Origin of the sequence: Streptomyces sp. MUSC 14 (assembly GCF_001866675.1) — a bacterium.
In the GTDB taxonomy this organism is placed as follows: Bacteria; Actinomycetota; Actinomycetes; order Streptomycetales; family Streptomycetaceae; genus Streptomyces.
This window is the reverse complement of the sequence record NZ_MLYN01000013.1, coordinates 17,344-37,124: the sequence shown is the minus strand read 5'-3', so window position 1 is coordinate 37,124 and position 19,781 is coordinate 17,344. Positions and strand designations below refer to the sequence as shown.

Annotated in this window: 21 protein-coding genes; 10 read left to right on the top strand and 11 right to left on the bottom strand. The window is 73.7% G+C overall.

Annotated features, from left to right (window positions below):
* Position 1 precedes the first annotated feature (1 nt).
* The 3 genes from BIV25_RS06300 to BIV25_RS06290 all read right to left on the bottom strand — a co-directional run bounded on the left by BIV25_RS06300 (position 2) and on the right by BIV25_RS06290 (position 3,306).
* Entirely contained in the window at positions 2-1,243 is a 1,242-nt protein-coding gene (locus BIV25_RS06300; RefSeq protein ID WP_256255627.1) for an MFS transporter, read from the bottom strand.
* Positions 1,231-2,019, bottom strand: a complete 789-nt coding sequence (locus tag BIV25_RS06295) for a GntR family transcriptional regulator (protein WP_071371154.1) — start codon at positions 2,017-2,019, stop codon at positions 1,231-1,233. Before BIV25_RS06295 ends, BIV25_RS06300 begins: the two co-directional genes overlap by 13 nt.
* Before the next feature lie 93 nt (positions 2,020-2,112).
* Positions 2,113-3,306, bottom strand: coding sequence for a hydrolase (locus BIV25_RS06290; RefSeq protein ID WP_071371360.1), 1,194 nt, complete (start codon positions 3,304-3,306; stop codon positions 2,113-2,115).
* A 221-nt stretch (positions 3,307-3,527) separates the two neighbouring features.
* Here BIV25_RS06290 and BIV25_RS06285 point away from each other — a divergent pair, with 221 nt between their 5' ends.
* The 3 genes from BIV25_RS06285 to BIV25_RS06275 are packed head-to-tail and all read left to right on the top strand — an operon-like array spanning position 3,528 to position 6,071.
* Positions 3,528-4,910, top strand: a complete 1,383-nt coding sequence (locus tag BIV25_RS06285) for a rhodanese-like domain-containing protein (RefSeq protein WP_071371153.1) — start codon at positions 3,528-3,530, stop codon at positions 4,908-4,910.
* Between the two features lie 55 nt (positions 4,911-4,965).
* Positions 4,966-5,325: a rhodanese-like domain-containing protein gene (locus tag BIV25_RS06280; protein WP_071371152.1), complete on the top strand. Its 360-nt coding sequence runs from the start codon at positions 4,966-4,968 to the stop codon at positions 5,323-5,325.
* Complete coding sequence (locus BIV25_RS06275) at positions 5,322-6,071, top strand: sulfite exporter TauE/SafE family protein (RefSeq protein ID WP_071371151.1); 750 nt, start codon at positions 5,322-5,324, stop codon at positions 6,069-6,071. Before BIV25_RS06280 ends, BIV25_RS06275 begins: the two co-directional genes overlap by 4 nt.
* A 39-nt stretch (positions 6,072-6,110) precedes the next feature.
* On the opposite strand, the gene BIV25_RS06270 is transcribed toward BIV25_RS06275, so the two are convergent.
* Positions 6,111-6,398, bottom strand: coding sequence for a metal-sensitive transcriptional regulator (locus BIV25_RS06270; RefSeq protein WP_071371150.1), 288 nt, complete (start codon positions 6,396-6,398; stop codon positions 6,111-6,113).
* 96 nt (positions 6,399-6,494) lie between these two features.
* Between BIV25_RS06270 and BIV25_RS06265 the strand changes: the two genes are divergently transcribed.
* Together BIV25_RS06265 and BIV25_RS06260 are read left to right on the top strand one after the other, a co-directional pair.
* Entirely contained in the window at positions 6,495-7,082 is a 588-nt protein-coding gene (locus tag BIV25_RS06265; protein WP_071371149.1) for a rhodanese-like domain-containing protein, read from the top strand.
* Positions 7,083-7,358: 276 nt separating this feature from the next.
* Complete coding sequence (locus BIV25_RS06260; RefSeq protein WP_071371148.1) at positions 7,359-8,645, top strand: FAD-dependent oxidoreductase; 1,287 nt, start codon at positions 7,359-7,361, stop codon at positions 8,643-8,645.
* 32 nt (positions 8,646-8,677) lie between these two features.
* On the opposite strand, the gene BIV25_RS06255 is transcribed toward BIV25_RS06260, so the two are convergent.
* Positions 8,678-9,685, bottom strand: a complete 1,008-nt coding sequence (locus tag BIV25_RS06255) for a M56 family metallopeptidase (protein WP_071371147.1) — start codon at positions 9,683-9,685, stop codon at positions 8,678-8,680.
* A gap of 20 nt (positions 9,686-9,705) precedes the next feature.
* Positions 9,706-10,116 (bottom strand): BlaI/MecI/CopY family transcriptional regulator, encoded by a 411-nt coding sequence (locus tag BIV25_RS06250; RefSeq protein ID WP_071371146.1) that lies wholly within the window; start codon positions 10,114-10,116, stop codon positions 9,706-9,708.
* A gap of 144 nt (positions 10,117-10,260) precedes the next feature.
* Between BIV25_RS06250 and BIV25_RS06245 the strand changes: the two genes are divergently transcribed.
* From BIV25_RS06245 to BIV25_RS06230, 4 genes are all read left to right on the top strand, one after another.
* Entirely contained in the window at positions 10,261-11,643 is a 1,383-nt protein-coding gene (locus BIV25_RS06245) for a glycosyltransferase (RefSeq protein WP_079176460.1), read from the top strand.
* Positions 11,640-12,437, top strand: a complete 798-nt coding sequence (locus BIV25_RS06240) for a polysaccharide deacetylase family protein (protein WP_079176459.1) — start codon at positions 11,640-11,642, stop codon at positions 12,435-12,437. Before BIV25_RS06245 ends, BIV25_RS06240 begins: the two co-directional genes overlap by 4 nt.
* 107 nt (positions 12,438-12,544) lie before the next feature.
* Positions 12,545-13,210 carry a DedA family protein gene (locus BIV25_RS06235; protein ID WP_071371145.1) on the top strand — a complete coding sequence of 222 codons (666 nt, stop codon included), beginning with the start codon at positions 12,545-12,547 and terminating at the stop codon, positions 13,208-13,210.
* A gap of 160 nt (positions 13,211-13,370) precedes the next feature.
* Positions 13,371-14,138 carry a polysaccharide deacetylase family protein gene (locus BIV25_RS06230; RefSeq protein WP_071371144.1) on the top strand — a complete coding sequence of 256 codons (768 nt, stop codon included), beginning with the start codon at positions 13,371-13,373 and terminating at the stop codon, positions 14,136-14,138.
* Positions 14,139-14,683: 545 nt separating this feature from the next.
* On the opposite strand, the gene BIV25_RS06225 is transcribed toward BIV25_RS06230, so the two are convergent.
* The 5 genes from BIV25_RS06225 to BIV25_RS06205 form a co-directional block, all read right to left on the bottom strand.
* Positions 14,684-15,952 carry a P-loop NTPase fold protein gene (locus BIV25_RS06225; protein WP_071371143.1) on the bottom strand — a complete coding sequence of 423 codons (1,269 nt, stop codon included), beginning with the start codon at positions 15,950-15,952 and terminating at the stop codon, positions 14,684-14,686.
* A 134-nt stretch (positions 15,953-16,086) separates the two neighbouring features.
* Positions 16,087-16,662 (bottom strand): TerD family protein, encoded by a 576-nt coding sequence (locus BIV25_RS06220; RefSeq protein WP_071371142.1) that lies wholly within the window; start codon positions 16,660-16,662, stop codon positions 16,087-16,089.
* A 138-nt stretch (positions 16,663-16,800) separates the two neighbouring features.
* On the bottom strand, positions 16,801-17,094 hold the full coding sequence (gene tatA, locus BIV25_RS06215; protein WP_071371141.1) for a Sec-independent protein translocase subunit TatA: 294 nt from the start codon (positions 17,092-17,094) through the stop codon (positions 16,801-16,803).
* A 95-nt stretch (positions 17,095-17,189) separates the two neighbouring features.
* The gene (locus BIV25_RS06210) at positions 17,190-17,888 is read right to left on the bottom strand and encodes a hypothetical protein (protein ID WP_071371140.1); all 699 of its coding nucleotides are present in this window, start codon (positions 17,886-17,888) and stop codon (positions 17,190-17,192) included.
* Between the two features lie 80 nt (positions 17,889-17,968).
* Positions 17,969-18,838 (bottom strand): NAD(P)H-binding protein, encoded by an 870-nt coding sequence (locus BIV25_RS06205; protein WP_071371139.1) that lies wholly within the window; start codon positions 18,836-18,838, stop codon positions 17,969-17,971.
* A 92-nt stretch (positions 18,839-18,930) separates the two neighbouring features.
* Here BIV25_RS06205 and BIV25_RS06200 point away from each other — a divergent pair, with 92 nt between their 5' ends.
* Positions 18,931-19,677 carry a TetR/AcrR family transcriptional regulator gene (locus tag BIV25_RS06200; protein ID WP_079176457.1) on the top strand — a complete coding sequence of 249 codons (747 nt, stop codon included), beginning with the start codon at positions 18,931-18,933 and terminating at the stop codon, positions 19,675-19,677.
* The last annotated feature ends 104 nt before the right edge of the window (positions 19,678-19,781 follow it).

Below are 19,781 nucleotides of genomic sequence, written 5' to 3'. Positions count from 1 at the left end.
CTCACATGGTCGCACCCCGGCCCGCCCGGCGAAGGACGAGAGAACTCAGTGTCATGCCGGTCGCGCCGATCCACAGGGTCGTCCCGGCTCCCCACAGCGCACCGGAGACCCCGCCCAGCACTCCGCCCAGCGGAACGCCGCCCCAGGACACGAACCGGGCCGTGGCGTTCATACGGCCCAGGAGCCGGTCCGGGGTGAGGGCCTGCTGGAGGCTCGACTGGGACACCACGCGGACGACACCGCCCAGGGAGAGCGCCGCGAGCCCGACAGCCGCCGCGTACAGGCTCCAGCCCGGCCGCGCGTGCGGCATCAGGGCGGTCGGCGGACAAGTGACCAGCGGCGCGAGCCAGATCACCCGCCCCTGTCCGAGCCGCCGTGCGCTCGCGCGGGCCACGAGGGCACCCAGCAGCGCGCCACAGCCCATCCCCGACAGGACGAGGCCGATCCCGAGGGGACCGAGACCGATCGTCCGCTCCAGGAAGACCAGGAGCATCGTCTGGTACAGGACCAGGAAGAAGTTGAACATCGCGTCTCCCGCGATGGTCGCGCGCAGGACCGGCTGCCCGAGGACGAAGGTCAGCCCCTCCCTGATGTCCCGCGCCAGAGGTCGTCTCCCGACCGCCTCCAACCTCTCCTCCCGTCTGCGGATACCGGTCGCGAGGAGCCCCGACGCGGCCATCCCCGCCGAGCTCGCCAGCAGCGCGGCGGGGGCTCCCGCCCAGCCGACCAGCGGCCCCGCCACCGCCGGTCCGCCGATGCCGGTCACCGACCGGACGGCCGAGAGTCGCGCGTTTCCCTCGACCAGGTTGTCCCGTCCCACCAGCTGCGGGAGATAGCTGACGTAGGCGACGTCGAAGAAGACGGTCAGCAGTCCATGCAGCAGGGCGGCCGTGCAGAGCCACTCGATCGTGAGCAGGCGGGCCCACCACGCCGCCGGAATCGACAGGAGGATCAGCGCGCGCACCAGATCGGCGGCGATCATCACGGGCCGCTTTCGTATCCGGTCCACCCACGCACCGGCCGGCAGTCCGATCAGGAGCGAGCCCACCGTGGTCGTCCCGGTCAGCAGTCCGACCTGTAATTCATCGGCGTGCAGCGCTGTGATCGCGACCAGCGGCAGCGCCAGGAAGACGATGCGGTCGCCCAGCTGTCCGAGGGCGGTTGCGGCGAAAAGGCGCCCGAAATCAGGATCACGCAGCAGACCGGGCCGCGAGGGAGTTCCCTTCGGTATCACCTGTTGCACCGCTCGACGCCGAATTCGTACACCACGGCCCGACGCGCGTCCGGTATGACGATGTCGGCGGTTTCCACCGGGCGGCCGTCGGCGGCGTGGAGGGTCCGCTCTATCCGGAGCACGAGGTCTCCGGCGCTGATGCCCAGCAGGTTCGCCTGTGCCGGGGTGGCGCGGGCCGGGCGCGGCATCTCGACCACGGTGTCGACGACGACCCCGATGGAGCGCATGCGCTCGGGCACACCCTTCCCCGCGAGCGGGCCCGTCTCGGGCAGCACGATCGGCGTTCCGCCGGTGAGGGCCATCGGTTCCCAGGACTCGGAGAGCTGGACGGGATGCCCCTCGGCGAGGAACTCGTAGCGCGTGGTGACACAGAGGTCTCCGGGGCGTATGCCGAGCCGCTCGGCGATGGCCTCGGGGGCGGGCACCCGCACCTGGCTGTCCGCGTCCCAGGCGTCGGCCCGGCCCCGCTCGCGCAGATCGGGGTATACCCCCGCGTACGAACCGGCGGGGCGGGGTGAGCCGCCCGGGCGTTCATGGTGCCGCGAACGGACCAGCCGCAGCCGCTCGCGCGGTGTGCGCACATAGGTGCCCGATCCCGCGCGCCCTTCGAGCAGTCCTTCGGCGATCAGCCGGTCCATGGCCCGCTGCACGACATTGCGTCCGACCCTGTACTCCTCGGCAAGCCGTGCCCGGGAGGGCAGGCGTTCACCGACGTCCCACTCCCCCGAGAGAACGCGGGCGTGCAACACGTCGGCCAGCGCACGGTACGGCGCTTCTCGGGGCATGGGCGACTCTCCAGCGGTGATTCCAGGCGGAGTTGAGAAGCTAGTGCACCGCGGGAAAGCTACTGGAGCAGAAACACGCTCGGCGCTCGCGCCTCAGCGTCCGCGTTCCGCGCCCTCGGCGCCGAGGACCCAGGCACCGAAGGCCGCGCCGGTGGTCTCGAAGTCGAAGATCACATGGGACGCGGCGGTGTTGACGTCCCGCCAGAAGCGCTGGAGGGGGTCCGCCTCGAAGTGGGACGTGGTGCCGCCGGCCTTGAAGATCCGGTCGACGGCCGACACCAGAAGTCCGACAGCCAGCGCGAGGTCCCGCGGGCCGCGCACCGCCGCCTCGCCCTCCCGGGCCTGCTCGGTGCCGTCGGCGACCCGGGCGGCCCGCTGCATGAGGAGCTCGGCCGCGTCCACCTCGCCGGCCGAGCGGGCCAGCTCGATCTGGACCGGCGGCTTCTCCCGCACCGGGGCGCCGCGCCGGTCGACCCGCCGCATGGTCTGCTCGCCGCCCACACGCAGCGCCCCGCGGGCGGCACCCAGCACGGGAACGGCGAGGGGCAGGGCGTTCAGGGCGTCCACGGGGACGGTGTGGCAGCGGGCCACGGAGGCGGTCGCCCGGCCCGCGTTGATGTCGAACCTCGACAAGGTCCGGTGCTCGGGCACGAACACGTCGTCCAGGGCCATGGTGTCGCTGCCGGTCCCGCGCATGCCCATCGTGAACCAGGTGTCCCGCACGATGACGTCCGTCCGCGGCACCGCGAAGAACCGCACCTCGGGGCGACCGTCGGGGCCCGTCCGGCCGTCGGGTACGGCGGAGCAGGCGAAGACCCAGTCCGCGAAGCGCACCCCGCTGATGTACCGCCACTCGCCGGTCAGCCGCCAGCCACCGGAGGCCGGCTCGGCCTTGCCGGCCGGCATGAGCGCGCCCGCCATCAGGGCGTTCGGGCCGTCGGCCCAGATCTCGGCCTGTCCCTCCAGCGGCAGGAAGGCCCCGTAGCGGGCCGCGTACGCGGACAGCGAGGCGCCCCAGGCCGCAGAGGCGCAGCCCTGGCCGACCAGCGTGACCGCCGCGGTCATGTCGGCGAAGCGGCCGTCCGCACCACCGTGGGCCGCGGGGACGAAGTGCCGGGCGAACCCGGCCTCCCGCACCGCCTCGACCGCCTCGGGCGCGAGCCGCCGGGCGGCCTCCGTCTCCTCGGCGCACCGCGCCGCGATCTCCGCCACGCGCGGCGCGCCGGCGACGACGTCCGCCACCAGCGGCCGCTCGGCCGCGATCGTCGTTGTGCTGTCGCTGAGCATGCTGTTCGCCACCTCCACTGGGGGATGGCGGCAGTCTCTCCGGCGCAGCCCACGAGAGGCCGCACCCGAGCCCGGGACCGGCCCGTCGATCACCCGACTGGCTTCACATCACACCGCGGCTCCGGGGGCCGCACCGCTCGCCAAAATACCCCCCGGGGTACCCGTGCTACTGTCGACGATATACCCCTGGGGGTAATTCATGGACGGGAGAGGAGTACGCGATGTTCTTCGTCGACACGATCGAGGTGCCGGGGCTGGGAAACCGCACGTACCTGGCGGGCGGCGCGCACACGGCGGTGGCGGTCGACCCGCCGCGCGACATCGACCACGTGATCGCGGCGGCGGCCCGGCGCGGCGTGCGCATATCCCACGTGGTCGAGACGCACCTCCACAACGACTACGTCACCGGCGGCCTGGAACTGGCCCGGCTCACGGGCGCCGCCTACCTCGTCCCCGCCGGCGCCCGGGTCTCCTACGCGCGCGTGCCGGTGCACGACGGCGACCGCCACGACGTCGACGCCGCCGCGGGACTCGTCCTGCGCGCGCTGGCGACGCCCGGCCACACCCCGCACCACACGGCGTACGCCCTGGAGCAGGACGGCTCGGCGGTCGCGGTGTTCACCGGTGGCTCGCTCCTGATCGGCACCGTCGGCCGCCCCGACCTGGTCGAACCACGCCTGACGCGGGACCTCGCCCGGGCCCAGCACGCCTCCGCGCACCGGCTGGCCGCGGAGCTGCCGGACGAGACGGCGGTGCTGCCCACGCACGGCTTCGGCAGCTTCTGCGCGTCGAACCAGGCGGGCCGGGCGGGCGGCGACGGCACGACGACGATCGGCAAGGAGAAGGCGAACAACGCGGCGCTCGTCCGTGACGTCGACACCTTCGTCGCCGAGCTGCTGGGCGGCCTGGACGACGTCCCCGCGTACTACACGCACATGGGCCCGGCCAATGCCGACGGCCCCGCCCCGGTCGACCTGACGCCGCCCGCCGTGGCCGACGCGGACGAGATCGCCGCGCGGCTCGCCGCCGGGGAGTGGGTCGTGGACCTGCGCCACCGTGTCGCCTTCGCCGCGGGCCATGTCGCGGGCTCGTTCAACTTCGAGGCCGACGGACAGCTCGGCATGTACCTGGCCTGGCTGATCCCCTGGGGCAAGCCGGTGACCCTGCTGGCCGAGTCCGCCGAGCAACTCGTCGCCGCACAACGGCAGTTGGCCCGGGTCGGGATCGAGCGCCCGGCCGCCGCGGCGACCGGCGACCCGGCGCACTGGGTGTCCGAGGGCACGGCGCCGGCGTCCTTCCCGCGGGCCACGTTCACGGACCTCGCCGGGCGCTCCCGCGACGGCGTCGTCGTGCTGGACGTCCGCCGGGACTCCGAGCGGGGGGCCGGCGGCTTCATCGCGGGCTCGGTGCACATCCCGGTCCACACGCTGCGCGAGCGACTCGACGAGGTGCCCGCGGGACAGGTCTGGGTGCACTGCGCCGGCGGCATGCGGGCCGCCATAGCCGCGTCGCTGCTGGACGCCCAGGGCCGCGACGTCGTGGCCGTCGACGACTCCTTCGACTCGGCAGCAGCGGCCGGACTCACCGTCCGCACCACCTCATGACCGCGCGTCGCCACAGCGCACCGCACCGAGACGAGCAACAGGAACGAGAACCACGATGAGTGTCGTCGCAGGACACCCCGGCGCCCCGGACCGGCTGACCGCGCCGGAGGCCGCCGAGCGCACCGGCCACCGCGGGGCCGGCGGGAACGCCGTACTGCTGGACGTCCGCCGGTCCGACGAGTGGCGGGCGGGACACGCCCCGGGCGCCGTGCATCTGCCTCTGGGGGCGCTGGCCGCCGGGGCCGGGCTGCCCGCGTCGGCACGGGTGCGGCCGCTGGTGGTGATCCGCCGCTCCCAGGAGGCCGCCGCACTGCTGCGGGCCAGGGACCCCGACGTGGTCGGCGGGATGCAGGCCCGGGCCGGTGCAGGGCGACCGGTGGTGGGCCCGGCCGGTGCGGGCGGGACCGTCGCGTGAGCGCCGTGCTCCTCGCTCTGGCCGCCGGGGCCGCCATCGGGCTGACGCTCGGGGCGCTCGGCGGCGGTGGCAGTGTGCTGGCCGTCCCCGCCCTGATCTACCTGCTCGGATTCACCCCGGTCGCGGCCACCACGGCCGCGCTGGTCATCGTCTCCGTCACCTCGGCGACCGCGCTGTCGGCGCATGCCCGCGACGGTCATGTGCGCTGGCGTACGGGGCTGTTGTTCGCGGCGGCGGGCATCGGCCCGGCCATGCTGGGCGGGGCGCTCGCCTCCCGCCTGCCGGCGACCGTGCTGACCGTGGGCTTCGCCGTCGTGGCGGGCGCCGCCGCCCTGCGGATGATGCGCCGGCGCGCGCCCGCCGAGGAGGCGGTCGCACCGGTACGGCCGGGCCGGGCGGCGGTCGCGGGGGCCGGACTCGGCGCGGTCACCGGCGTTCTCGGCGTGGGCGGCGGCTTTCTCGCGGTCCCGGCGCTGGTGAGCGTCCTCGGGATGCGGATGCGGACGGCCGTGGGCACCAGCCTGCTCGTCATCACGGTCAACTCGCTGGCCGCGCTCGTGACGCGCACCGGTACGGCGAGCGGCCTGGACTGGGGCCTCATCGGACCCTTCGCCGGAGCTGCCGTCCTCGGCGCGTGGGACGGCAGGCGCCTGTCGGCGAAGCTTCCCGCGCGCACGCTTCAGCGGGCCTTCGCCGTGGTCCTGCTCGCGGTGGCCGGCCTCATGCTGGCCGACGCGGTGCTGTGACGGCCCGCCGCACGCGCCGGTGCGGGGACCGCCGGGAGCTCAGGCCAGGGACAGGAACAGCTTCTCCATCCGGGCGCGCATCGCCTTGGCGTCGTCGCCGTTCGTCCGGCCGGACTCGATGTCGGCCACGCACTGCTGGAGGCCGGTGGCGATGATCGCGAACCCGGCCCGGTCCAGCGCCCGCGAGGCGGCGGCCAGCTGTATGACGACGTCCTCGCAGTCCCGGCCCTCCTCGATCATCCGGATCACCCCGGAGATCTGGCCCTGCGCCCGCCGCAGCCGGTTCAGCACGGCCTTCAGGGACTCGCCCTCGAGCTCCAGCTCCATGATCAACTCCTCAACCGAATACCCCTAGGGGTAACTGTACGTCCCCCCGCGGGACGCCGACGCACAGCAGACGAACAGCAAAGGACCGACTCCGGCATGACCAGCCCCCTCTCCCCCGTCGCCCTCGGCACCGACCAGGCCGGCGCCCGGCTGCACGAGTTCACCGTCATCGACGTGCGCACCCCCGGCGAGTACGCCGCCGGCCATCTGCCCGGGGCCCTGAACATCCCCGTGGACCAGCTGCGGCGCGCACTGCCCGAGCTGCGGGACGCGGCCGAGCGCGGCGCCCTCCTCATGGTGTGCGCTTCGGGCGCCCGCTCCGGCAACGCCTGCGCGTTCCTCGCCGAGCAGGGCATCCCCGCGGCCACGCTCACCGGCGGCACCACCGCCTGGGCCGGCGCCGGACACGACCTGGACCGGCCCGTGGCCTGCGACACCCGGTCCGGCTGGGCCATGGAGCGGCAGGTGCGCCTCACCGCGGGCACGCTGGTCCTGCTGGGGCTGCTGCTCGGCCTGCTCGTCCACCCGGCCTTCGCGCTCCTGTCGGCGGGCGTCGCCGGCGGCCTGGTCTTCTCCGCCCTGACGGACACGTGCGGCATGGCGGTGGTCCTCGGCAAGCTGCCGCACAACCGGCCGCGCCCCGCCGACCTCGCCGCCACGCTCGCCGCCCTGCGCGCCCGCTGAGCCGGGGCGCCACGCGGTCCGGGCCGGTGCCGGTGAGGTCCATGGCGACGGCCGGGACACATGCGCCGCCGACCAGGGCCGCAGGGGCGCACGGCCCGGCAATGCACCGCACACGGTTCGACCATGTTTCAGGCAACGTGCGCCGTTTTCACACATCACCCACGGGCGACAGGTCACACTCGGTGGCGGAGGGGGGACGCGTGCGGCGGCGGTCGCACCATCCCGACGTGTCGCGCTGCCCGGGGGAGGGCGGCGAGCGGACCAGCAGGGGGATGCATGACGCAGTCGCTTCCAGGTCGACACCCCGCCCCCGAGCGGGCGCCGGCCGGGCGCGGGGAGCTTCCGGTCGTCGTGGTCGGGGCGGGGCCGTACGGGCTCTCCGTGGCCGCGCATCTACGTGCGGCCGGGGTGCCGGTGCACATCTTCGGGGAGGTGATGGGCAGTTGGCGGCACGCCATGGCCACCGGGATGTTCCTGAAGTCGACACCGGCGGCCACCGATCTGTCCGCACCCGGGCCGGGCGCCCGGCTCGCCGACTTCCGCCGGCTCCAGGGCGAGCCGGAACTGACCGAGCTGACGCCGATCCCGTGCGACGTGTTCGTGCGGTACGGGCAGTGGTTCCAGAAGCAGTACGTCGGTGACGTCGACCCCGCCCGGGTCGTGTCCGTCGACCGGGACGGCGCGGGTGCGGGCTGGACGGTCCGGCCGGCGGACGGGCGGGTCGTGGCCGCCCGCGCCGTGGTCGTGGCCACCGGACTGAACGGACTCGCCCACATACCCGACCAGTTGGGCCGGCTGGCCCCCGAGGGGGCCGGGCCCGGGGCGCTCGTGTCGCACACCAGCCACCACACCGACCTGTCCTGCTACGCCGGGCAGCGGGTCGCCGTGATCGGCGGCGGTCAGTCCGCGCTGGAGAGCGCCGCGCTGCTGCACGAGGCGGGCGCCGAGGTGCGGGTGCTGGTCCGGGAGAACCGGGTGCGGTGGGGGACGACACCCGTGCTGTCCCGCCCCTGGCCCACGCGCCTCGCCCGGCCGGCCTCACCGCTGGGCACCGGCTATGTGCTGGCCGCGGTGTGCAGAGCACCGCAGGCCGTACGGCAGTTGCCCGCCTCCGCGCGGCTCCTGCTGTTCCGGCGCGCACTCGGCCCCTCCGGCGGCTGGTGGTTGCGGGAGCGGGTCGAGGGCGTCGTACCGGTGCAGACCGCGAGCCGCGTCACGGACGCCGAGGTGACACCACGGGCCACGGCCGGCCTCCGGCTCACCGGGCCGCACGGTACGTCCGATCTCACCGTCGACCACGTCCTCGCGGCCACGGGATACCGGCTCGACCTGGACGCGCTGCCGTTCCTCTCCCCCGCGCTGCGACGGGAGCTGGTGTGCGTGCCGGGCTCCAGGGCCCCCGAGCTGGCGGGCACGCTGGAGTCGTCCGTACCCGGGCTGTACTTCACCGGGTCGCTCGCGGCGCCCGTGTTCGGACCCATGATGCGGTTCGTCGCCGGGACGGAGTTCGCGGCCACCCGCGTCGCCCGGGACATCCTGCGCCGGATCCGGGCCGCCCGCTGACCGCGGCAGCCGCGCGGGCCCGACGCCGGACGCTACTCCTGCCGGTCGCCCGGCCGGTGATGACAGCAGCAGAAGTGGAAGCGGGCGTGCGCGGGGCGCCCCGCCGCGTCCACGTGCGCGACCGCCTCCGCGCACTGGGCCCGCTGTGCGTCGTCGACCATCTTGTCGCTGTCGGAGGCGGCGTTGGCGAGGCCCACGCAGCACAGGGTCAGCAGCAGGGCACCGCCGGCGATGGGGAGGGTACGGCGGGGCGGGGGCGGGCCGAGCAGGGCTCGGACCCGCTGGGGCACGGCGCCGCCGGTGACGGCGAGCGCGGGCGGGGCCGACGTGCGGGAGGAGGAGGCGAGGGCGGCTCGGCCGACGGCGCGGGCGACGACCCTGCGGCTGCCGACGTGCGTCGCGGCCTCCTCGTCGGCCCAGCGCTCCAGGACGTACCCGCCCGCGTCGGCCAGGGGCCGCAGCAGCGGATTGACGGCGGCGGCCAGGCGCCAGACGGCCTGGAACAGGTGGTGCCGACGGCGCAGATGCGCGCGTTCGTGCGCCAGCAGCGCCTCGCGCTCCGCGTCGTCCAGACAGCGCAGCATGCCCCGGGAGACGACGATGCGGCCGGGCGCGCCGGGCAGCGCGAACGCCTGGGGCGCATCGGTGTCGACGACGGCCAGCTCGCCGTCGCCGGGCACACGGGCGCACTCGCGCCGGGCCCACAGGACATGGCGGACCTGCCGTACGGCGGCGAGGACGAGGGAGGCGCACCCCGCGAGCAGCACGAGGGCGCCGACGACCGCGACGGTCAGGTCGACCGGGTTCTCGGCCCGCAGGACCGGCACCGACCAGCGGCCCTCCGCCGCCACCTCGGGTATCTGGGCGATCCCGGTGAAGGCCAGCAGGGCCAGCGAGCCCGTCCAGCCGACGGTCGTCACCAGCGCCGTGCAGGCCAGGGCCCAGGCGGCGGGGCGGGGGGCGAGCCGGCGGGCCGGCCGGGGCGCGAGGACGCTCAGGACGACCGTCACGACGAGCGGGACGTAGACGCTGATCAGCACCGGCTCACTCCCCCGTCGCCTCAGTGTCCGGCGCCGTCGGGGCCGGCGTGGTCCTCGGGCCCGGACAGCAGATGCTGGAGCAACTGCTCGTCCCGCTCGGACAGTTCGGAGACGAAGCGGGTCAGCACCGCCTCGCGGTCGGAACCGCCCTCCAGGAGCGACTTCATGCGGTGCGCGGTGTGGGAGGCCTCGTCGCGGGCGGGCTCGTAGGCGTAGCCGCGGCCGGCGCGGTGCCGGACCAGCATGCCCTTGTCGTACAGCCGGGACAGGATCGTCAGGACGGTCGTGTAGGCGAGGTCGTCCGGCAGTCCCGTCAGGACCTGGCGTGCCGTCAGCGGTCCGTCCGCGGACCAGAGGGCGGCGAGCACGTTGCTCTCCAGTTCGCCGCGCGCCCGCCTGCCGGGTGTGCCGCCGTCCCTGAAGCCGTTCACCGTTCGCCCTTTCGTTGCCTTGCCGCAGTCCAGGCTACCCGGCCGTCTCCTACTAGTTGTAGGAGGTATGCTCCGGGCTTTGAACCAGGAACTACTACAACTTGTAGTTTCGTACCTTCCTTACACCTGCGCAGAGGACAGCCCATGGTCAATCCCGGACGTACGCTGCCGAGGTCCGCGCCTGCGGCCGTCCCGCCGGTGCCCCGCGACGCGGCCACCGTCCCGCGCCGCGTCGCGATCGTCTCGGCGAGCGTCGGCGCCGGCCACGACGGCGCCGCCGCCGAACTGGAGCGCCGCCTCACCGCGGACGGCTTCACCGTCGACCGGCACGACCTGCTGGACCTGCTGCCCGCCGGGCTCGGCCGAGCCGTCCGGGACGGCTACCACCGCATGCTCGTCGCCGCCCCCTGGGCCTACCAGCGGCTCTACGCCGGAACCGAGCGCGTCGGCGGCAGCGGTCCCGCGGCGCGGGCGCTGCTGCGCGCCGCCGAGGACCGCGTGCTGCGCGCGCTGCACCCGGACGCCGGCGCGATCGTGTCCACGTACCCGGGCGCCAGCCGCGTGCTCGGCAACCTGCGGCTGGCCGGCCGCCTCACCGTCCCGGTCGCCACCTACCTGACCGACTTCTCGGTGCATCCGCTGTGGGTCGCGGACGGAGTGGACGTCCACCTCGCCGCCCACGCGGTGCCCGCGGCGCAGGCGCGCGCGGCCGGAGCCCGCGACGTGCGGGTGCGCGGGCCGGTCACCGACCCCCGCTTCCACCCCTGCGACGCGCTCGAACGCGCCCGCGCGCGGGCGCGGTTCGGGCTGCCGGAGAACGCCCCGCTCGCCCTGCTGGTCGCCGGGTCCTGGGGAGTGGGGCCGGTCCGGCAGGTCGCCCGGGAGCTGCGCGACTGCGGGGCCGCCGTCCCGGTCGTGGTCTGCGGCCGCAACGAGGCCCTGGCCCGGCAGCTGCGGGCGGACGGGATCACGTACTCCTACGGGTGGGTCGACGACATGCCCGGCCTGATGCACGCGGCGGACGTCCTGGTGCAGAACGCCGGCGGGCTGACCTCCCTGGAGGCGTTCGCCGCGGGCCTGCCCGTGGCGAGCTACCGCTGCATACCGGGTCACGGACCGGCCAACGCGGCCGCCCTGGACGAGGCGGGCGTGGCCGTGTGGATCCAGGACCCGGCCGACCTGAAGGGCGTGCTGGGCGAGCTGGTCGGCGGCCCGCTGGGGCAACGGCAGCGCGAGGCCGGACTCGCGCTGTTCGCGCCCGGTCCGGCCGACGGCCCCGCGGCCGAGATAGCCCGCCTCCACCACCCGGGCCCGCCGCCCCCGCCGCCGGGACCGGGCCGACGGCGGCGATTGCGCACCCGGCGGCTCGCGGTCACCGGCGCCGCGGCCTGCGCGGTGTGGGCATGCGCCGTCGGAACCGGGGTCGTGACGACCTATGACGGACCCGCGCTGATGCACACCCTGGGCCATGGCCTCGACCTGGACCGGCCCGCGCCGGCCTTCACCGAGGAGGGGCACCACTCGTGACGAGCTCCAGCCCGCTGCGCACGGCCGCGCTGGCCGCACTGCCCGCCGCCGCACTCGCCGCGGTCCACTGCGCGCCCGTCGTCTCCACCTTCGGACCCCTGCGCAACCGCACCATGCCGCGCCTGTCCGGCCGGGGCCGCGCGGACCACGTCGCCCTCACCTTCGACGACGGACCCGACCCGCTGTCCACCCCGTTCTTCCTGCGGCTGCTCGACCGGCGCGGGGTGCGCGCCACCTTCTTCCTGCTGGGCAACGAGGCGCACCGCTCCCCCGGTGTGGTGCGCGAGATCGCGGCGGCCGGCCACGAGATCGGTGTCCACGGCTGGCGGCACCGGCCCCTGCTGCTGCGCGGCCCGCGCGCGACGTACGACGACTTCGCCCGTGCCCGCGACACGGTCGCCGACATCACCGGAACGCTGCCGACGCTCTTCCGGCCGCCGTACGGGGTCATGTCCACCGCCGCCCATGTGTCGGCCCGGCGCCTCGGGCTCACGCCCGTGCTGTGGACCTGCTGGGGCGAGGACTGGACGGCACGGGCCACACCCGATTCGGTCCACCGGACGGTGACCGCGGACCTCGACGGCGGCGGCACGATCCTGCTGCACGACTCGGACTGCACCTCGGCCCCCGGCGCCTGGCGCTCGGCCCTCGGCGCGGTGCCCCGTATCCTCGACACCTGCGCGGAGCGGGGCTACGAGGTCGGCCCGATCCGCGATCACGGGTGGCCGGGCCTCGCCACGGTGCCCGACGTTCACCCTGCCGATGCCGGTGCCCCGGGCCGCTCCGGCCGTTAGACACCGGGAACGCCGCAGCGCGCGCCACTCGTCCCGATCAGTATCAGTTCACGGATCAACTACATGCTTCGCATGCTTGTCGTCACCCTCATGGAGGCTCGGGGTCTATGACCACACCCACGCATCTCGCCGCGCAGCTGGCCGTCAACGTCCTGGACGCCCATTCGCTGCTGGCCGCGTTCGGCGTCCTCGGCGTCGGCGTGGTGATGTTCGCCGAGACAGGGCTGCTCATCGGCTTCTTCCTGCCCGGGGACACGCTGCTGTTCACCGCGGGCCTGCTCTGCACGGGCTCGTCCGACCAGAGCCTGCACCTCTCGCTCGGTCCGCTGCTGGTCTCGGCCGCGGTCGGCGCGCTGGCCGGCGCCCAGGTCGGGTATCTCCTCGGCCGCAAGGCGGGCGGGGCCCTGCTCGCCCGCAGCCGCTCGAAGCGACTGCAGGAGGGTGCGCAGCGGGCCGAGGAGCTGCTGGAGCGGTACGGACACGCGAAGGCCGTCGTCCTGGCCCGTTTCGTACCGGTGGTGCGGACGGTGCTCAACCCGATGGCGGGCGCCCTGGGTGTGCCGGTGCGGACGTTCACCGTCTGGCAGGTCGCCGGCGGGCTGGTGTGGAGCCTCGGCCTCACGCTCGGCGGATACGCGCTCGGGTCCTCGATCCCGAACGTCGACCGCTATCTGCTCCCGCTGGTCGCCCTGATCGTGGTCCTCTCCCTGATCCCGCTGCTCGCCGAGGTCCTGCGGGCCCGCCGGGCGACACGCACGCAGGAGGAGCGCTGACCGCTGCGCACGAGCAGCGCGAGGCGCCGTCCGCGGGTCCGTCGTGCCTCGTCGAGCGTCTGCGGGGGTGCCGGCTGTTCTCAGCCTGCTCTTACTCCCGGGGGCGAAGCTGGTGAGCACCGGGGCCGGCACCCGGCCTCCGGGACGGAAGGAGCAGGACATGTCCGGCTTCCGCCACGGGCTTCTTCCCCGCGTGCTCGTTCCCCTGGCGGCCGTCGGGCTGCTGTCCGTGGGCATGGCCGCACCCGTCGCCGCGGCCGGGCCGGCCCACCGGGTGGACTGCCGGGTCACCCGATGCGTCGCCCTGACCTTCGACGACGGACCGACGCCGTACACGGCCTCGATCCTGGACACACTGCAACGAGCGCACGTCCTGGCCACGTTCTTCCTCATCGGGCCGCACGCGCTGCGCTACCGGGCGGACGTGCTCAGGGAGTACCGCTCCGGGGACGCGATCGGCGACCACACCGTCACGCACCCGCATCTCACCCGCCTCCCGCTCGCCCGGATCGAGTACGAGATCGGCACCGCCGCACGGCAGATCGCCTCCGTCACCGGGCAGCGGCCGACGCTGTTCCGGCCGCCATTTGGGGCGTGGGACGCGCGGGTGCGGGCGGCAGCCGCCGCGGAGGGTATGTCGGTGATCATGTGGAGCGTCACCGCCCGGGACTGGAAGTTCCACGATCCGCCCGTCATCGAGCACCGGGTGCTGAGCCTGGTACGGCCGGGAGCGATCGTCGTCCTGCACGACCGGTACGCCACGACCCCGCCGGCCGTCCCCACGATCGTCCGCGCACTCCGGGCCCGCGGCTACCATCTGGTCACGGTCCCCCAACTGTTCGGCCCAGCAGCAGACCTGAGTCCCGGACGGGTCTATCACCACGGTCCCTGGCTACCACCCGCAACCACGCGGTCGACCGGCGAGTGACCCCGTCGCGCGCGGCCCGCTCGACGTTCCGCACACCCGGCCCGACGTGGCCGCCCGGCACTCCGCCCCACCCCGAGGCACTGGCCCTCGTCCGGCCCCGCTGCGGGAGTCCGGGCAGCTCACCCGGTTCCGGACGGCGTCCGCCGATCTGGACGGGATCCTCTTCGCCGGGATCCGAAGAGCCCTGGTCGCGGCACCACTCCCGGTCCCGATCGACCGGCACGCGGTCGGGCGGCGCGCCTCCACGAGAACGCGGGCACCCCTGCCCGTGCCGTCCACACTCCCCTCGACCACGCCGTGCGCCACGAAGACAACAAGATCCACTTCGCCGGGAGGCCCGGAGCCCGGCGCCACCCCCAGCCCCGACCGACCGGCACACGGTCAGGGCGGCGCGCCTGCGCGAGAACGCGAACACCCCCGCCCGCGCCGTCCACACTCCCCTCGACCACGCCGTGCGCCAGGAAGGCAGCCGCGTGGCCGGCGCCCGGTGTCCCGGATTCCGGCCGCGAGGACGTCTTCGGCCGCTCCGGCCGCTCGGCTCGGGGCTACTGCGGAGCGGCCGGGCCGGCGGTGCTGCGCAGGGTGCTGATCATCTCCTGGACGACCGGGCCGGCCGGCGGCCGCAGGCGCTCCCCGCCACTGTGGGTGAAGAGGCGCTCAAGGACCGAGTCGGAGGCGAAGTCGCGCAGGTGCTCGGGGAGTTGAAGGGTGTTCTGCCGGGCGATCGGATTGATCTGGACCTGCTCGAACCACCGGACCAGCGTCTGCCAGGACTCCGGATCGACGCTCAGCGTGTGGAAGAAGCCACGGTGCAGCGTGCGGATGATGAGCAGCACCGCCAGTTGGAGGCGGTATTCCCGGTCGATCCGGCCGGCCGGCAACTGGGCGCGGGAGACGGCCAGTGCCATGTTGAAGACGTTGACGTAGCGCTTGAGCCGGCGCGGATTGGCGCCCAGGCCGCGCTGGAGCAGCTCCCAGAAGAGGGGGTCGTCCGCCAGCTCCGAGACATAGGGCCTGAAGGCCTCGCGGAGGGTGCCGAACCCCACGTCCGGCAGGAAGAACGGCAGTTGGACGATCTTGTCGAGGTAGGCCATGCCGGAGGCGACGTCGGCCGGCGCCCCTTTGAGGGACTCGCCGAACTTGTTGGTGGCGATCGCCGCCAGTACGTCCACGTCCATGGCGAGGACGAAGACACACTGCGAATGGGCCAGAAAGAGCTTCAGCGACTCCAGCACCGTCATCGCCGACTCGGGGGTGCAGCGGTCGAGGTCGTCCACGAAGACCACCAGCCGCCCGTCCTCGCCGACGAACTCCCGTACGGCATCGGCGAAGTCGGTCTCGAAGTGGTTCACCTGCCGGTACTGCTCCGCGTCGCCCTCGGACAGGCCCTTGAGCAGGTCGTCGACGTCCTCGCGCCTGATGACGCCGCCGGTGCCGAGCGCCGCCGCGGTGCCCAGGCCGGCGCGGATCGAGAGCCAGGTCGCGGCCTTGGCGAGCCGGACGGCCTTGTCCCGGAGGGTCGGCACCTGCTCCATCTCCGCGAGGACGGTGTGCAGCAGCGCGGCCCAGACCTCGACCTTGCGGTCGTACTTCCAGGGGTTGAACCAGATCGTCCGGGTGCGGCCGGCCTCGAACCGCCGCTCCCACAGCCGCAGGAAGCTCGACTTGCCCGCACCCCAGGAGCCGAACACGCCGACGGTCAGGGGCAGCGGTGCGGCCTGCTCCACCGCTGCGTGCAGGACGTCGACGTACGGCCCGAAATGGAACGAGTCGTCCTGCGGAGCGGTGACGGGGTTGTCGGTGAGGGGACGCAACGAGGCTGCTCCTGTCTGCGGAAGTCGCTTGCCCTGAGGGCGAGTTCGGCTGTCCAGTCTGTCAGGAGAGCAGGAGATCCGGCGCCCCCCTTCGCGCAGCGCAGACGGGGAGGGGGGCCGGGCGGCCGGTTCCGTCAGACGTTGACGCCGAAGTCCTGCGCGATGCCGCGCAGACCGGAGGCGTAGCCCTGGCCCACCGCGCGGAACTTCCACTCGGCAGCGTGCCGGTACAGCTCGCCGAAGACCATCGCGGTCTCGGTCGAGGCGTCCTCGGAGAGGTCGTAGCGGGCGATCTCCTGGTCGTTCGCCTGGTTCACGACGCGGATGAACGCGTTGCGCACCTGGCCGAAACTCTGGCCCCGGACGTCGGCGTCGTGGATGGAGACGGGAAAGACGATCTTGGCGATCTCGCCCGGCACGGCGGCCAGGTTCACCTTGATCGACTCGTCGTCGCCCTCGCCCTCACCGGTGAGGTTGTCTCCCGTGTGCTCCACCGAGCCGTCGGGGCTCTTGAGGTTGTTGTAGAAGACGAAATGCTGGTCGGAGACCACTTTCCCGGAGGCGTCGCAGAGCAGGGCGGAGGCGTCCAGGTCGTAGTCCGCGCCCGTGGTGGTCCGGACGTCCCAGCCCAGTCCGACCACCACAGCGCTCAGTCCCGGCGCCTGCTTGCTCAGCGACACGTTGCCGCCCTTGCCCAGGGAAACTCCCACGACTCGTCCTCCCGACTGCCGTCCTCTGTCCGTTCACTGGGTTGAACGTCCAGCTCACCGTCGCGGTTCCACGATTTGCGCAAAGGTTGAATTGTCGCGGCGGGGGCGTCACCGGTGCGGGAGGTGCAGCCGGCCTCTTCAGTGCGCCGCGCGGTTCTCAGTCGCCGGTGCGGTGGCCTCCGTCGCTTCGGAGGCTGCCTTGGTGAGGCGGGGGGCCGTCGCACCGGTCGCAGCCGTGTCCGTATCCTCGGCGGGAGCGGCGGCGGGCGCGGGGGCATCGTCCTCCTTCATGGCCTTGGCCTCGCTCTTGAGGATGCGCATGGACTTGCCCAGGCCCCGCGCCGCATCCGGCAGCTTCTTCGAGCCGAACAGCAGAATGATGATGATCGCCACGACCAGCAGATGCCAGGGTTCCAGTCCGTTGCGGAGCATCGCGCCCACCCCTCTCTAGATTGCCTTTTTGCGCAACTGTACAACCGTGCCCATGCCGTCGTCCCCGGTCGGGCTCCGGAGATCGGCCATCGCGTTCAGCCCGCGCCGACAGCCTTGCCCGCCTTGGCCCAGTTCGCGTGCAGACGGTCCAGGTACGAGCGGGCCTGGCCGCCGGGGACCGCGCCGCGGGCGAAGGCGAGCATGTTGCCCGCGCCCGCGTTGTAGCCGAGCGCCAGCAGGTCGTCCTTCGAGTATGCGGCGGTCCGTGCGGTGGGCAGCTGGGCCGCCAGGTCGTGCACGTACCAGGCCTCGGCCTCGATCGCGAGGCCGCGGTCGTCCGGCAGCTCGTTCCAGTTGCGGTGTGCGAAGTCCCGGCCCTGCTTGACCTCGTCGAAGGCGGCACGGTGCATGTTCGCGATACCGAAGGCCGCGTCCGGCTTGTACTTCTGCCAGGCCCGCTCGAAGGCCGGGTCGTGCGGTTTGTAGGCCTCGTTGTAGAGGATCGCCATCAGCAGCTGGGCGCTGACGCCGGCCTGCCGGGCCCGGGTACGGACCTGCGCGGCGTACTGGGCGGGGTCGTACGACGAGGCGGCCGCGGCCGACGCGGTGGCAGCGGGGGGCGAGGCGCCGGACGAGGGGGTCGGCGCGGTGGCCGACGCCTTCGCCGGCGGCGGGGTGTCGTCGCCGTCGTCGTCACCGAAGAGCCCCGCGGCACGCAGGACGACGTACAGCGCAAGGGCGAGGACCGCCACGGCGAGCCAGCGGTGGCGCCTCGGTCGCACGGAATCCGGCATGCCCGTCCCCTCCGGGAGTCGGCCGCGCGCGCCGATGCGACCACCTGGCGGACCGCCCGGCGCACACGCGCCGGATCAGTCTAGGCACCACCCCCCGACAGCCGGTCGCGCAGCACCGTGTCCATCGTGACCGGTTCACGGCCGAGGAGGGCCGGGAGGGCCGGGTCGGCCACGGCGAACTCACCGGCACGGCTCGCGGCGAATATGCCCAGCAGCTGGTCGGCGACCTCGGCGGGGGCGCCCTGACCCGTCATCCGCTCCCGGAACTCCTCGTCGGACACGACGGTCCTCTTCACGGCACGGCCGGTCAGCTCGGCGGCGAGGGCGGCGATGTCGGCGAAAGTCAGGGCCTGCCCGGCAGTGAGGGACGGCGTCGGGCCGTCGAAACGGCCCTGGTCGGCCAGGACGACGGCGGCGGCCTCGGCGAGGTCGTCGTGCGTGGTCCAGCACACGGGCCCGTCCTCCGGGAGGGCGACCTCGCCGGTTTCCAGGGCGTCACCGAGGAACATCAGCGCACTGGCGGCATGGAAACCGTTGCGCAGCGACGTGAACGGCACGCCGCAGGCGCGCAGGGCGGACTCGGTGGCGTCGTGGTCACGGCAGGCCTGGAAGCGCGAGGTGGCCGAGGCGCCCATCTGGCTGGTGTACAGGATGCGGCCGGCGCCCGCCGAGACGGCCGCCCCGATGGCGCCGCGGTGCTCCCGCACGGTCTCTTCGCCCATCTTGTCGACGGAGACCAGCAGCACCTGGGTGGCGCCCTCGAAGGCGTGAGCGAGGCTCGCGGAATCGGTGAAGCTGCCCTGGCGCACCCGGACTCCGCGGTCGGCGAGGGCCTGCGCCTTGCGCGGGTCGCGGACGCTCACGCCGACGCGCTCCGCGGGGATCCGCGTCAGCAGCCGGTCGACGACGCGGCGTCCGAGTTGTCCGTTGGCTCCGGTCACGATGATCACGATGCACTCCAGAGGGTGGGAGTTCCAGTGGAATCACATTTACGATACCACCGATACTAACGAGGGAAACGAAAATTCGATATCGTTGATACATGCCGTCCTCTTCACACGGTGGCAGCGGTGCCGCCGCCATCGGTCCCGCTCCCGCTTCCTCCGGTCACGAGCAGCCCCGGCAGCGGATCGTCGAGGCCGCGATCGCCCTGCTGGAATCCGGCGGCCGCGACGCGGTCACCACCCGTGCGGTCGCCGACGCCGCAGGCGTCCAACCGCCCGCCATCTACCGCCTGTTCGGCGACAAGGACGGACTGCTGGAGGCGGTGGCCGAGCACGGCTTCGCCACGTTTCTCGCGTCCAAGCGCGTCGACCCGGACCCGCCGGACCTCATCGAGGACCTGCGGGCCGGATGGGACCTCGCGGTCGAGTTCGGCCTGACCCACCCCGCGCTCTACACACTCATGTACAGCGAGCCCTCGGCGACGGCATCAGCCGCCTACCGGACCGGCATCGAGATCCTGCGGGGCCGCATCCGGCGCCTGGCCGCCGGCGGCTGGCTGCGCGTGGACGAGGAACTGGCGGCCGCGATCATCCATGCCACGGCGCGCGGCGCGGTGCTCACCTGGCTCTCCCTGCCTGAAGGCGACCGCAGATCCGCCCTGTTGACGGCCCTGCGCGAGGCCATGGTCACCGCCGTCACCCACGCGCAGCCGGCCGTGCGCAAGCCGGGCCCGGCCGGCGCGGCCCGGGCTCTGCGCGCCGTGCTCCCGGACCAGACGGCCCTCAGCGGCGCGGAACAGCATCTTCTGCGCGAGTGGCTCGGCCGTCTCGCCACCGAGGACTGAGGCGCTGCAGGCGACGGGATCGAAGGTCGAGCAGTGCCGGCTGCGGCCCGGCCCGGAGGCCAGTCGCAGTTCAGCGCGCGCCCGGTGACCCGGCACGCCGACGA